At 71.2% G+C, this 12,786-nt stretch carries 10 protein-coding genes; 6 read left to right on the top strand and 4 right to left on the bottom strand.

The window, feature by feature from the left end; genetic code table 11:
• Nucleotides 1-195 precede the first annotated feature (195 nt).
• A complete protein-coding gene (locus MYMAC_RS03320) occupies nucleotides 196-1,188 on the top strand; it encodes an endonuclease/exonuclease/phosphatase family protein (RefSeq protein WP_095957010.1) in 993 nt (330 codons plus the stop codon).
• A 10-nt stretch (nucleotides 1,189-1,198) separates the two neighbouring features.
• Here the strand turns inward: MYMAC_RS03320 and MYMAC_RS03315 are convergent, their stop codons facing one another.
• Complete coding sequence (locus MYMAC_RS03315) at nucleotides 1,199-1,990, bottom strand: J domain-containing protein (RefSeq protein WP_095957009.1); 792 nt, start codon at nucleotides 1,988-1,990, stop codon at nucleotides 1,199-1,201.
• 187 nt (nucleotides 1,991-2,177) lie between these two features.
• Here MYMAC_RS03315 and MYMAC_RS03310 point away from each other — a divergent pair, with 187 nt between their 5' ends.
• From MYMAC_RS03310 to MYMAC_RS37135, 3 genes are all read left to right on the top strand, one after another.
• Nucleotides 2,178-4,820: a M1 family aminopeptidase gene (locus MYMAC_RS03310; protein ID WP_095957008.1), complete on the top strand. Its 2,643-nt coding sequence runs from the start codon at nucleotides 2,178-2,180 to the stop codon at nucleotides 4,818-4,820.
• 196 nt (nucleotides 4,821-5,016) lie between these two features.
• Nucleotides 5,017-6,564, top strand: a complete 1,548-nt coding sequence (locus MYMAC_RS03305; protein ID WP_095957007.1) for a sensor histidine kinase — start codon at nucleotides 5,017-5,019, stop codon at nucleotides 6,562-6,564.
• Nucleotides 6,565-6,718: 154 nt separating this feature from the next.
• Complete coding sequence (locus MYMAC_RS37135) at nucleotides 6,719-6,886, top strand: hypothetical protein (protein ID WP_013936209.1); 168 nt, start codon at nucleotides 6,719-6,721, stop codon at nucleotides 6,884-6,886.
• A gap of 14 nt (nucleotides 6,887-6,900) precedes the next feature.
• Here the strand turns inward: MYMAC_RS37135 and MYMAC_RS03300 are convergent, their stop codons facing one another.
• Entirely contained in the window at nucleotides 6,901-7,446 is a 546-nt protein-coding gene (locus tag MYMAC_RS03300; RefSeq protein ID WP_239989319.1) for a TspO/MBR family protein, read from the bottom strand.
• Between the two features lie 130 nt (nucleotides 7,447-7,576).
• Between MYMAC_RS03300 and MYMAC_RS03295 the strand changes: the two genes are divergently transcribed.
• Entirely contained in the window at nucleotides 7,577-8,131 is a 555-nt protein-coding gene (locus MYMAC_RS03295; RefSeq protein ID WP_095957005.1) for a DUF924 family protein, read from the top strand.
• Nucleotides 8,132-8,134: 3 nt separating this feature from the next.
• Here the strand turns inward: MYMAC_RS03295 and MYMAC_RS03290 are convergent, their stop codons facing one another.
• Nucleotides 8,135-8,908, bottom strand: coding sequence for a ferritin-like domain-containing protein (locus tag MYMAC_RS03290; protein WP_095957004.1), 774 nt, complete (start codon nucleotides 8,906-8,908; stop codon nucleotides 8,135-8,137).
• A 1-nt stretch (nucleotide 8,909) separates the two neighbouring features.
• Nucleotides 8,910-10,115, bottom strand: coding sequence for a hypothetical protein (locus tag MYMAC_RS03285; RefSeq protein ID WP_013936213.1), 1,206 nt, complete (start codon nucleotides 10,113-10,115; stop codon nucleotides 8,910-8,912).
• Nucleotides 10,116-10,384: 269 nt separating this feature from the next.
• Here MYMAC_RS03285 and MYMAC_RS03280 point away from each other — a divergent pair, with 269 nt between their 5' ends.
• Nucleotides 10,385-12,769, top strand: a complete 2,385-nt coding sequence (locus tag MYMAC_RS03280) for a CHASE2 domain-containing protein (RefSeq protein ID WP_095957003.1) — start codon at nucleotides 10,385-10,387, stop codon at nucleotides 12,767-12,769.
• The last annotated feature ends 17 nt before the right edge of the window (nucleotides 12,770-12,786 follow it).

The following is a 12,786-nucleotide window of genomic DNA, read 5'->3' as shown; positions in this document are numbered from 1 at the left end:
TGTCGGAGAGACGGATTGGGTCCGAGATGAGACCACATCCCTGGGCTGGGCAGGCCCTCTCTTGCTGCCTGGCCTTCACAGCGACCGGGCAGGCGGGCGCACGGAGTGTCAGGCGGCTGACGCCGTGCTGAGCCGGAGCGCCTGCAGGTTAGTAGTTTCCTCCCAAGGCCCAAGGAGGGGGCCAGCGCGCTGCCCATGAGCCCATCCCCGCTGCGAATCGTCACCTACAATGTCCGCTACTTCGGCCACATGCTCCGCGGCCTGGCGAGCACCGTGGGCCCCAAGCGGAGGGTCGCCGCGGCCCTCGCGTCGCTGGAGCCGCTGCCCGACGTCGTCTGCCTGCAGGAGGTGGAGACCTCCTCGCTGCGCAGCAACATCGTCGACCGGCCCAAGAGCCCGGGAGAGACGCAGCTCACCGCCTTCATGGGCCGCATGGTGGAGACGTTCGGCATGGCGGGCCTGGAGATGCCCTACGAGGCCTTCTACTTCCGCGCCCACCACTACAAGCTCGGCGAGGTGTCCCTGTACACCACCGGCCTGGCCGTGCTGGTGAACACACGCAAGCTGGAGGTGGCCACGCACAACGTGGCCGCGCCCCAGGCCATCACCCACCACCACGTCCAGCGGCTCAAGGACCGGAAGCAGAGCCGCATCTGCGCCCACATGCGCCTGCTGCGGCGCGAGGACGGGCACCCCTTCCACATCTTCAACACCCACCTCAGCCTGCCCACGCCCTTCGCCCGCGAGTTCTGGGCCACGCGCGACAAGATGGGCTGCGGCGTCAACCAGCTCCACGAAGCGCGCAAGCTGACCGAGTTCATGCACGGCCTCACCGGCGACGAGCCCTACATCGTGTGCGGAGACTTCAACTCGCCGCCCGCCTCGCCCGTGTACCGCTACCTCACCACCGACGGCCGGCTCACCTGCGCCCAGGCCGCCGTGGGCCAGATTGACCCGAACGTGGCGCGCGGCTTTCCCACCGCCGGCTTCATGCACATGCGGATGCACCTGGACCACGTGTTCTCCGGCGCCGGCGTGCGCTGGCTCGACACGCAGGAGACGTCACCCTTCGGAGACCTCCGCAGCCGCTTCCATGGCCTGTCCGACCACATGCCCATCATCGCCCGCTTCGCCCTGGACAGCGGCAGGACGCTCATCACGCCAGCGCCGACCTCGCTGCTGTCGTAGCGAGCCGGGCTCACGTCCCTCCGGACAGCGCCCGCTCCACCTCTCCCCACGCGTCCAGGATCTCCCGCGTGCGCAGCTCGGCGAGCGCGTGGAACTCCGGCGCCAGGTGCGCCACCTTGTCCGGGTGGTACTGCGCCACCAGCGCCCGGAAGGCCCGGCGCGCCTCGTCCAGCGGCGTCCCGGGCGCGATGCCCAGCACCGTCCACGGGTCCTTCCTCGGCGGCTCGGGCGGCGGCACCCGCGTGCCCCGGGGCGGCGTGGCCTCGTCGTCCCAGCCCGTCCGCTCCCGCGTTCCCGTGGCGCGGGCGTTCGCGCCACCGCTGGCGGGCCTCGGCGGAGAACGGGGCGCCGGCTCCGCGCGGCGGCGCCCGGGCCGCTGGGCCGGGTCCGGTGGTGGCACCCGCGGCGTGAGCTTGCTCAGGGCCTCTTGCAGGAACCAGAGGTCCTCGAAGGGCGTCCCCTGCTTGCGCACCACCGCGACAGGGCGGCCGTCCCGCAGCAGCAGGTAGCCCGTGGCCGCCGCGTAGGCGTCATCCCGGCTGCCGGGATGGAGCCGGTCCCCCAAATCCCCCAGCGGGTCCCTCCACATCCCATCCGTTGTGCCTTCATCCGCCACCAGCACCTGCGACAACACCTCACCGTGCAGCCGCTCCAGCGTGGCGAAGGGCTCGCGCGCCTCGGGAGGACGCATGGCCGCGCCATGCCGGACGCCCGTCACCAGCAACAAGCCCCGCGTTGAATCCACCCGGGCGAAGAGCTGCTCACGCACCTGTCTGTCGGAGAAGAAGAGGACCCACTGCACGGTGGTCAGAGCCTACCCGGTCAACGCCGCCCCGCGTGGGAACAGGTGCATGTCGTGAACGCCCCAGTGGGGCGGACCGCGACCCTGACGTCATCTTCAGGACTTCGTCGATACACGACGCTCACCAGCCCCCCGGTGCACTCCTCCTCGACGGTGGCTCGGGCTTGCGGAAGAGTCTTGGGCGCCCATGCGCTGCTGCCACCGTCACGCCTCCGAGCCCATCCCCTCCGGCCCCCGCCCCTTCTCCCTCCCTGGCGCCACCGAGCACTACGCCGCCGAGCGCCCCGTCCGCGCCGAGCACGTCCGCATCGAGGTGGACCTCGACTTCGACGCCCACCGCATCACCGGCCTGTGCACCACCCGCGTCTGGGCCGTCCGGCCCGTCCACACCGTCACCTTCGACGCGGTGGACCTGGACGTGTCCGACGTCCACGTGGACGGCCGCGCCGCGCGCTTCTCCAACTCCGGCGCGCACGTCCGCGTGGAGCTGCCCACGCCGCTGGCCGCCGGGGGCGCGTGCGAGGTGGCCATCCGCTATACGGCCCAGCCCCGCCGGGGCCTCTACTTCTGGGGCCCCGACGCCGCCCATCCCCACCGCCCCCGCCAGGCCTGGACGCAGGGCCAGGACATCGACGCGCGCGCCTGGTTCCCCTGCCTGGACACGCCGGCCCAGAAGGCGACGACGGAGGTCATCGCCACCTTCCCCGAGGCGATGACGTCCCTCTCCAACGGCACGCTGGAGAGCGACCACGTCCGCGGCGGGCGCCGCACCCAGCACTACCGGATGGCGCAGCCCCACGCGCCGTACCTCGTCACGCTCGTGGTGGGGGAGTTCGAGGAGGCCACCGACACCGCCGGCACCGTGCCCCTGCGCTACCTCTTCCCCAGGGGCCGGAAGGAGGACGCGCTGCGCTGCGTGCGCCGCACGCCGGAGATGGTGCGCGTCTTCCAGGAGGTCACGGGCGAGCCCTACCCCTGGAGCGGCTACGCGCAGATTTTCGTCACCGACTTCATCCTGGGCGGAATGGAGAACACCTCCGCCACCAGCCTCACCGACACCGTCCTCCACGACGCGCGCGCCCAGCCGGACTACAACGCGGAGCCGCTGGTTTCCCACGAGCTGGCCCACCAGTGGTTCGGCGACCTGCTCACCTGCCGCGACTGGCCCCACGGCTGGCTCAACGAGGGCTTCGCCACCTGGTTCGAGCTGCTCTGGAAGGAGCGCGCGGACGGGCAGGACGAGGCCGACCAGCACCGGCTGGTGGACCTGGACGCCTACCTGGCCGAGGCGCGCGAGCGCTACGCCCGCCCCATCGTCGCGCGGCGCTTCCACGCGCCCATGGACGTCTTCGACCGGCACCTCTACGAGAAGGGCGGCCTGGTCCTCCACGAGCTGCGCCGCCGCCTGGGGGACGACCTGTTCTTCAAGGGCCTGCGCCACTACGTCGCGCGCCACCGCCACGGCTCCGTGGAGACGGTGGACCTGGCCCGCGCCTTCGAGGAGGCCACCGGCCACAACCTGGACGCCTTCTTCGACCAGTACGTCTTCGCTCCCGGTCACCCCGAGCTGAAGGTGGAGGTCCGCTACGACGCCGAGGAGGCCCGGCTGCGCGTCCAGGTGCGCCAGACGCAGTCCACCGCGGACGGCGTGCCCCTCTTCCGCCTGCCGCTGGACGTGGCGCTCACCGTGGACGGCCGGGACACCGTCCACCGGCTGGAGGTGACGGACGCGGAGCACGCGTTCCACCTGCCCTGCTCCAGCGCGCCCTCGCAGGTGCGCGTGGACCCTCGTCGCGGAGTGCTCGGCACGCTGGCGGTGGACAAGTCCGCCGGCCTCTGGCGGGAGGAGCTGCGCGCCGCGCCGGAGATGCGCGCGCGCACCGAGGCCGCGGTGGCGCTGGGACGTGAAGGCGGCCCTCGCTCCGTGGACGCGTTGGGTGAGGCCCTCGCGGACACGCGCCTGTTCTGGGGCACCCGCGCCGCGTGCGCGAAGTCCCTGGGCCGCATCCGGACGGCGGAGGCTCGCGCGCGCCTGCTGGCCGCGCTGTCCACCGAGCATCCCCGCGTGCGCCGCGCCGTGGTGGCCGCGCTGGGAGAGTTCCGCCGCGACGCGGAGGTGACATCGCGCCTGCGCGCCCTGGTGAACGGCGGTGACGCCAGCTACTTCGTAGAGGCGGAGGCCGCCCGCAGCTACGGCCGGGTGCGCGCGCCCGACGCGCTGGCCGTCCTGGAAGCCGCGAGCACCCGCGCCTCGTACCAGGACGTCATCGCCGTGGGCGCGGTGGACGGGCTGGCCGAGTCCCAGGACCCCGCCGCCTTCACCGCGGTGCTGGCGCGCACCGAATACGGCCACTCGGCGCCGCTGCGCCGCGCCGCCACGCTCGCGGTGGCGAAGCTGGCGGAGGTCGCGGGGCGCAAACGCGAGGCCGTGGACCTGCTCGGCGAGCTGCTCCGCGACCCGCTCTTCCGCGTGCGCATGGGCGTCTTCGAGGCGGCGCGCGCGCTGGGAGACGCGCGGCTGGTGCCCGCGCTGGAGCAGACACCGCTGCTGGACGCCGTCGCCCGGCGCGCCGCCCGTGAGACGGTGCGCTTCCTGCGCGAGGGTGAGCCGCAGGCCCGCGAGGTGGCCTCGCTGCGTGAGGAGATGGACCGCCTCAAGGAAGAGACACGAGCGCTGCGCGAACGGCTGGAAGGGCTGGCGCTGAAGCCGCCGGAGCCACCTCGGCCCCCACGAGGCGGCACGAAGGCCGCGAAGAAGAAGGCGCCGGCGCGCGTGAAGCCGGGTGCCCGCAAGGCCGGAGGGCGGCCCCGCAAGGCCCCACGGCGCTAGACAAGGGCCTGCCCGCTCGCCCGCCCGTCGAACCTGGCATCCACCCGGCGCCCACTGGCGCGGGAGGAGCGGGCTGTGCCGCCAATGCCTACTTGTATGGAAAGGGACACGCCCTCCGCATATCGCGTCGAGGCGGTTTCGAACGCCCACGTCCCGGGACGCTGGCAATGACGGCCAGCGGCTTTCCGAGGAGCCCATGGACGCAGGCACAGACGAGCTCAGCGCATGGCTGGACGCCGCCGTGGACCCCTTGGTGGGCTGCGACGCCAGGGAGCGCATCTGCTTCCTCAACGCCGCCGCGGAGCGCCTGCTGGGGTGGAAGCGCGAGGAGCTCATCGGCCAGCCCGCGTCCCGGCTCTTTCCCCAGCGGGTGCACGACCATGAAGGGCAGAGCCTGCTGCGCCACCTGCTCTCCCGCCGGGCCGCGCTGGGGGGCCGGGCGACCCGGGTGCTGGCGCGCCGCAGGGACGGCGCTGAAATCCTGGTGGAGCTGACGGTGGGCGGCTCCGGGCAGGGGCTCGACGAGCGCATCGTCCTCAACTTCCGCCGCCTGCACGAGGTGCTGGACGTCCTGCCCGAGCCGGTGGAGCGCGCGCTGCCCGGACGTGAAGCGGAGAGCGTGGCCGGTGACGCGCTCTTCCGCACCGTCGTGGAGAACGCGCCGCTGGGCATCCTCTACTTCGACCGGAGCGCCATCGTCATCGCGTGCAACGAGCTGTTCGTGCGAATCATCGGCTCGCCCAAGCGCCTGCTGGTGGGCCTCAACCTGCTGTCGCTCCGGGACGAGAGCATCCTCCACTGCGTCCGGGAGACGCTGGCGGGCCACACCTGCGACTACGAAGGGGAATACCGCGCCATCACCTCCGGCAAGAAGACACCGGTCCACGTGCGCTTCGCGCCCTGCTTCAACGCGGTCGGCCAGGTGGAGGGGGGCATTGGCATCGTCGAGGACATCACCGAGCGCCGCCGCGCGGAGAGCGAGCGCGAGCGCCTGTACCGCGAGGCCCAGGAGGCCGTCCGCGTGCGCGATGACTTCCTGTCCATCGCCTCGCACGAGCTGAAGACGCCCCTCACGCCGTTGAGCCTCCGGCTGGCCACGCTGGAGCGCCGGCTGGCGCGCGGCGAGCACGTGGAGCCGTCCACCCTGCGGCAGGCGCGCCTGCACCTGCTGCGCATCACCAGCCTCATCAACGACTTGTTGGATGCCTCACGCATCGAGGCGGGGCGGCTGGCCCTGCGGCCGGAGCCCACGCGGCTGGAAGGGCTGGTGAAGCAGGTCCTGCACAGCCTGGAGTCCGAGCGCGGCGACCACACCGTGCACTTCGACGCGCCCGAGCAACCGGTGCAGGTGAACGTGGACCCCTTCCGGATGGAGCAGGTGCTCTCCAACCTGGTGGAGAACGCGTTCAAGTACAGCCCGCATGGGGGCACCGTGCGCGTGAGCCTCCGCCAGCGTGGCGGCCTGGCGCTCCTGTCCGTCTCCGACGAAGGCATCGGCATCCCCCCGGACCAGCAGAGGCTGCTCTTCGACCGCTACTTCCGGGCGCGCAACGTCTCCGCGCGCTCGTTCGGCGGGCTCGGGCTGGGGCTCTACATCAGCCGGGACATCGTCGAGCGTCACGGCGGCCGCATCTGGGTGGAGAGCGAACCGGGCCACGGCTCCACCTTCCACGTCGCCCTGCCGCTGATGGCGGGCGCGCCCGCGCAGCCGCTCGCGCAGGAGCCCGAACAGCTCATCCACTGAAACTCCGCCACCCGCCCTCCCGAAAAAATGACAGGGGCGGGTGCCTTCCATGGGCCAGCAGGCCGGGTGAAGCGCCTGGATTCGCACGCTTCCGGCGCTGGCATGGCGGCTGCTCTACCGAACGGCGGAGGATGCACTTCAAAGGAGGGTGACCATGACGACCGATACGGCTGCTTGGACTCGTGACAACGAAGGCTGGCTCGTCCGCGTGAAGGTGGGCGGACGCATCCAGGAGGTGCGCTGCACCACGGAGAGCCAGGCGCGCTACTTCGCCACCGTGCTGGCGATGAACCCGCCCAAGCCGTCGAAGCTGCGCAACTAGGGCGGGCGCCAGGCTCAGGGGTTGAGGCGGACGATTTCGGCGTTGAGCACGTTCGCGAAGCCCACCCACCCCAGGTACGGCGCCACCATCCAGGCCGCGGGGCGGTCCACGTCCTTGGTGGCGGCGACGTACGCCGTCACGCTGCCCAGCAGCGCCAGGTTGTCCACCAGCGCGCGGCGAGGCTGGTGCCTGCCGAAGAAGAGCCAGGACCAGGCCGCGTTGCACCCCATCTGGATGCCCCACCAGGCCAGCGCCTGGGAGCGGGCCGCGCCCGCGGGCGCCGTCCACACGCGCCAGCCGGAGAGGGCGATGAGGCCGTACAGCACCGTCCACACGGGGCCGAACACCTTCGCTGGCGGCTGGAACGCGGGCTTGCGCAGGCGCCGGTACCAGCGCGAGTCCGCGGAGCTGACGCGCGCGCCCAGCGCCGCCGCGCCAAACGTCAGGGCGCCGAAGACGCCCAGCGCCACCACGGACTCCTTGCGCAGCGTGGGGTTGAGGGCCGTGCGCCGCACCGGGCCCGGCATCGTCCGTGTCGTCGGTTCCACCGTCCAGTCCATCCGCGTCCTCCCTTGGCTGGCGGAGCGCCCGCCAGTGTCGGGTGGAAGGTGGTACCGGGCGCCCGGGGCCGCCACCCCGCCTGGCGCCGGTGTACAAGGTGGCTTTCCCTCGTTGACGAAGGAGCCTCTCATGGCGAGCGCAGAGGAAGTCCTGGGCTTCTGGTTCAACCAGCCACGCGAGCGGTGGTTCCTACGGGATGAGGCCTTCGACGATGAGTGCCGGCGCCGCTTCCTGCCCGCGGTGGAGCGCGCCGCGGCGGGCGAGCTGGACGCATGGAAGGACGAGCCCCGGAGCTGCGTGGCCCTGCTCCTGCTGCTGGACCAGCTCCCGCGCAACCTCTTCCGCGGCACGCCCCAGGCGTTCGCCTCGGACGCGCGGGCGCGCGAGGTGGCCCGGCACGCGCTGGCGCGGGGCCTGGACATGGCCCTGCCGCCGCTGTGGCGGCAGTTCATGTACCTGCCCTTCGAGCACAGCGAGTCCGTCAACGACCAGCGGCTGTCGGTGGCCCTCTTCGAGGTGCTGGCGCTGTACCACGCGGACAGCCGCGAGGCGCTCGACTACGCCCGGCAGCACCGGGACGTCATCCAGCGCTTCGGGCGCTTCCCGCATCGCAACGTGACGCTGGGCCGGTCCACGACTCCGGAGGAGTCCGCCTTCCTCCAGGAGCCGGGCTCGTCGTTCTGAGCGCTACGCCGGGGGCTGGGCGCCCGCGCGCTCCGCGCCGGTGGGCTCCCTGCGCGCCTCCGCGGTGACGCCCGCGGCCAGCCAGCCCCGCACCCACTGGAGGTGCTGGACCTCCGAATCCAGCGCGAGCTGGAAGCGCTCCGCCAGCGCGTCGTGTCCCAGGTCGCGCGCCAGGTCGAGGAGCATCTCCCAGCAGGCGTTGTCCGTCAGCTCCGCCACCAGCAGCGCCTCCAGCGACTGGCGCAGGTTGGAGCGTGGGTCCGAGATGAGCAGCGGCAGACCCTGGGACACCACCGCGGTGACGTCCGCGCTGGGCGTCATCGCCGTGGGGTCGGCGCCCAGGGACTTCAGGGCCTCGGTGAGCATGAGGAAGTGGGACAGCTCGTCGTTGTAGATTTTCTCCAGGCCCTCGCGCGTGGGCCCGCCGTCCCAGCCGCCGTAGACGTCGTACTTGGCGAGCGCGCCTTCATAGAGGCGGGTGCCGCTGCGCTCGAAGGCGAGCCGCTCCCCCAGCTTGTCGATGAAGACGGTGGACTTGGCGCCCTTGAGCGCGTCCACGGCCGTCTTCGCCACGCCCTTGAGGCTGGCCGGCGGCGGCACGCTGCCCAGGCCCTCGGACTCCTTCGCGTAGAGTTGCCGGACCTTGAGGAGGAGCGAGCCGTCTCCCAGGTGGCTGGGCTGGTGCTTCTCCGCCTCCTGGGTGATGTCCGCGCTGTCGACGGGCGAGGTGGCCACGCCCGTCCGGTTGCGCCCCATGTCGCTGGTGGTCGTCTTCATGTCAGTGAACCTTCTTTCCCTCGAACGTGGAGCCCATGCGCGGCGTGCGCGCGGCGAGCTCCGTGCCCGGAATCCATTTGTAGCCAGCGGCCACCGTCTCGGACGGTGAGCCATCGGAGTTGAGCTGGTCGCGCCACACGAACGAGCGGTGGTCGCGCGGCAGCTCCGCCATGCGCACGTAGTCCTGCCCGTTGGAGGCCATGTCCTCCTCCTGGTTCAGCGTCTTGCGAACGAAGTCGCGGTGTTCCTTGAAGCCGATGGGCTCCGGCAGCGAGCTGGGGAGCACCTCCGCCGCGTCACGCTTCTCCACGCGCTGGAAGATTTCCTTCACGTAGTGGAGCTGGCCCAGCTCGTAGTCCAGCATGCGCTGCCAGAGGGCCTTGATGCGCGGGTTCTTCTCGAAGGCGACGCACGAGTAGAAGTTGTAGACCTCGCAGGCCTCGTGCATCAGCCACTTCTCCAGCATGGACTCGCCCGGGTCGAGCAGTGACTCATACATGGAGGTGTGCTGCTCCTCGATGGAGGCAATCTCCGCGTAGAGCTGGCGGGCCACCGGGTCGCTGAAGAAGGGGCCGACCGTCATGTAGTAGTCGTGCGTCTGGTTCTCCGCCGCGGTGATGCTCATCGCGTGGAGCTTCGTCAGCGGGTGCGCCGTGGCCTTGTCATAGGGGCGGCGCAGGTCATCCAGCGGGTGGCGGTGCTCCACGGACGTGGGCCGCCCGGGGATGATGTCCGTGTACGACTGGGTGATGTTGTTGGGGTCCTTGCCCTCGATGCGGTCATAGAGCGCGGAGTAGCGGTACAGGTGGTCGAAGTCCTCCAGGAGGCCGAACCGGTACGTCTGGGCCAGATAGGGGTCCGGCTCGCGGAGGGCCACGCTGGCCGTCACCTCGATGGCCACCTGCTCGAAGCCCAGGGTGGTCTCCAGCGGCGACTGGTCCGCGGGGGTCAGCCAGTTGATGAGCGTCTGTTCGTACTGCTCCAGCCGGCGAATCACCGCCAAGGGCTCCCGCAGCTCGCGGTTCATGCGCGCGAAGGCGTGCTTCGTCCGCAGCGCGTCCGCCATGATGCCGTTCATGTAGATGACGCACACCCGCGTGAATGCGTCGTCATCCAGCTTGCTGAAGGGGCGCTGGACCAGGTCCTTCCAGGTGTAGACCTGTTTGTCGAGCGGGACGCCTTTTTCTTGGAGGATATCCAGGGCCACGTCTGACTCCTTGATGGGATTGCGAAAATCCGTGCCGAACCGATGGCAAAGGTCCGGATGGCGCCAGCGCGTGGCAAACCGCCCACGGAGTTTCGGAAGGACGACGTCGGGGGCGCCAGCGGCCCGCCTGCCCGCCTGCCCACGGCATTCCTGGATGTATCGGCTTTATCCGTGAAAACACGTCCGTCCCCCCGCGACATGAGAGGTGACTGCATTCCCCTGCGTTGCTGAGGTAGTGTTCACACCCGCACGCTTCGCAAGAGGGGGACGTGGCAGGCGAGCGCTTGAAGACGGTCCGTTCGCGGTGGCGGAACCACTGGCGGCAGATGCTCGGTGTGGCGGTGCTGACCACCACGCTGGCCGCCGCATGGCACCAACTTGACGTGAGGCTGGGCGGGTTCCTGGAGGAGGCCGAGCGCTCCACCTACGACACCGTCGTCACCCGCTTCACCCAGCGGCCCGAGGTGTCATCGCAGGTGGTGCTGGTGGCCATCGACCAGCTCAGCCTGAAGGACATCCGCGCCAACGCGCAGTACGCCCTCAACTTCGGGAACTGGCCCTACAGCCGGAACCTGTGGGCGCGGGTGGTGGAGCAATTGGAGGCGGAGGGCGCCCGGGCCATCGTGCTCGACGCGGTCATGGACGAGCGCGGCACCGACGAGTCCATGGACCTGGCCTTCGCGCAGGTGCTCCAGGCCACGGCGACGCCCTTCTTCCTCGGCGTGTCCACCCATGCGAACGCGCCGCGGCTGCCCCCCGCGGACTTCAGCGCGCCGCCGCCCACGGAGGCCCCGGCCGCCGACGTCCTGGACGCGCCGCGCCCATCGACGGCGGAGGAGACGTTTCCGGAGGAGGCCGGCTCGGAGACGTTCATGGAGGAGGCCTCGGAGGGGGTCCTCCCCAGCGTCACGCCCGAACAGGTCGCCCGGGCCCTGGCGTTCCCGGTGCGCACGGACGGCAGGGCGCTTCCCGCGCTGGACTACGAGACGTCCTCGGGCGAGCGGCTCCCCAGCCACCCGGTGCAGCCCATCCCCGTGCTGGTGGACGCGGTGGACGGCTTCGGGTTGGTGGAGCCGGAGGCGGACGCCGACGGCTTCATGCGCCGCACCCGCTTCGTCTATTCGGATGGCGCCAACGCCTTCGCGACGCTGCCGGTGCGCGTGGCCGCGGGCCTGCTGGGCGCCAGCGCCATCGAGCTCTCCGGGCGCACGCTGCGCCTGGGCTCGCGCGCCTACGCCGTGGACGCGGATGGCAGCGCGGGCATCGACTTCGGCGGGCAGTTGCATGACCGCTTCACCAGCGTCCCGCTCATCTCCGTGCTCGACGCGTGGGTGAAGCGCAGCCAGGGACAGCCCACGGGCCTGCCGCCGGACGTGTTCCGCGGCAAGGTGGTGGTCATCGGCGGCAACGCGGTGGGGCTCAACGACGTCAAGGCCACGTCCTTCTCGTCCCACGAGCCCGGCGTGGTGAAGCAGGCGGCGGTGCTGGACACGCTGCTGGGCAGTGGCCGCTTCATCACCCGCGCGCCGCTGTGGGCGAGCCTGGCGCTCGTCTTCGGCGTGGCCTTCGCGTCGGCGGTGCTGCTGATGACCACGCGCTGGACGCCGCTGGAGATCGCGTGGCCGCTGGGGCTCTACGCGGGCATGAGCTGGGTGACGGGCCCCATCCTCGGGCTGACGAACACCTACGTCCTCACCGCCCTGCCCGCGCTGGCGGGCGTGCTGGCCAGCGTCAGCGCGGTGGCCTTCAACCACCTGGTGGCCAACGAGGAGGCGGCGTTCATCCGGCAGGCCTTCAGCCGCTTCATGGAGCCCAAGCTGGTGGAGCAGATGATTGCCCAGCGGGAGCTGCCCCGGCTGGACGGGGAGAACGTCGAAATCACCGCCTTCTTCAGCGACATCCGCGGCTTCTCCAGCTTCAGTGAGCGCTTCAAGGACGACCCGCGCAAGCTGGTGCGCCTGCTCAACACGTACCTGACGCGGGTGAGCGCGGCGCTGCTGAAGGAGGGCGGGTGCCTGGACAAGTACATCGGCGACGCCGTGGTGTGCCTCTTCGGCGCGCCGATGCGGCAGGCGGACCACGCGCTGCGCGGCTGCAGGGGCGCGCTGGCGGCGAAGGCGGCGGTGGACCGGCTGCGCGAGGAGTTCCGCGCCCAGGGCCTGCCGGACATGTACACGCGCATCGGCGTCAACACGGCGGTGAACTTCGTGGGCAACTTCGGCAGCGAGCAGCTCTTCAGCTACACCGCCATCGGTGACGGGATGAACCTGGCCGCGCGGCTGGAGGGCGCGAACAAGGCCTACGGCTCCGTCATCATGATTGGCCCGCGCACCTACGAGCTGGCCCGCGAGCACATCGAGGTGCGGGAGCTGGACCGGGTGCGCGTGGCGGGCAAGACGGAGGCCGTCACGGTGTACGAGCTGCTCGCGCTCAAGGGCGGGCTGGAGGCGCGCAAGCGGGAGACGGTGGAGCGGTACCACGCGGCGCTGGCGCTCTACCGCGCGGCGCGGTTCGAGGAAGCAGCGGCGGTGCTGGACGCGCGCCGCGTAGAGGACCCGGAGGACGGCCCCACGCAGGCGCTGCTGGAGCGCTGCCAACGGTATGCGAAGGCGCCGCCGCCGGGCTTCGACGGCGTGGCGAACCTGGACAAATGAGCGGTGCGGAAAGGAGT

Origin of the sequence: Corallococcus macrosporus DSM 14697 (assembly GCF_002305895.1) — a bacterium.
Lineage (GTDB): Bacteria > Myxococcota > Myxococcia > Myxococcales > Myxococcaceae > Myxococcus > Myxococcus macrosporus.
Note: the sequence above shows the minus strand (reverse complement) of the source record. Positions and strands in the feature narration are given on the sequence as shown.

Excerpts from the sequence above, each read along its gene's own strand:
- MYMAC_RS03320 (WP_095957010.1), top strand. The coding sequence starts at position 196 with ATGAGCCCATCCCCGCTGCGAATCGTCACCTACAATGTCCGCTACTTC.
- MYMAC_RS03310 (WP_095957008.1), top strand. The coding sequence starts at position 2,178 with ATGCGCTGCTGCCACCGTCACGCCTCCGAGCCCATCCCCTCCGGCCCC.
- MYMAC_RS03305 (WP_095957007.1), top strand. The coding sequence starts at position 5,017 with ATGGACGCAGGCACAGACGAGCTCAGCGCATGGCTGGACGCCGCCGTG.
- MYMAC_RS37135 (WP_013936209.1), top strand. The coding sequence starts at position 6,719 with ATGACGACCGATACGGCTGCTTGGACTCGTGACAACGAAGGCTGGCTC.
- MYMAC_RS03300 (WP_239989319.1), bottom strand. The coding sequence starts at position 7,446 with ATGGACTGGACGGTGGAACCGACGACACGGACGATGCCGGGCCCGGTG.
- MYMAC_RS03295 (WP_095957005.1), top strand. The coding sequence starts at position 7,577 with ATGGCGAGCGCAGAGGAAGTCCTGGGCTTCTGGTTCAACCAGCCACGC.
- MYMAC_RS03290 (WP_095957004.1), bottom strand. The coding sequence starts at position 8,908 with ATGAAGACGACCACCAGCGACATGGGGCGCAACCGGACGGGCGTGGCC.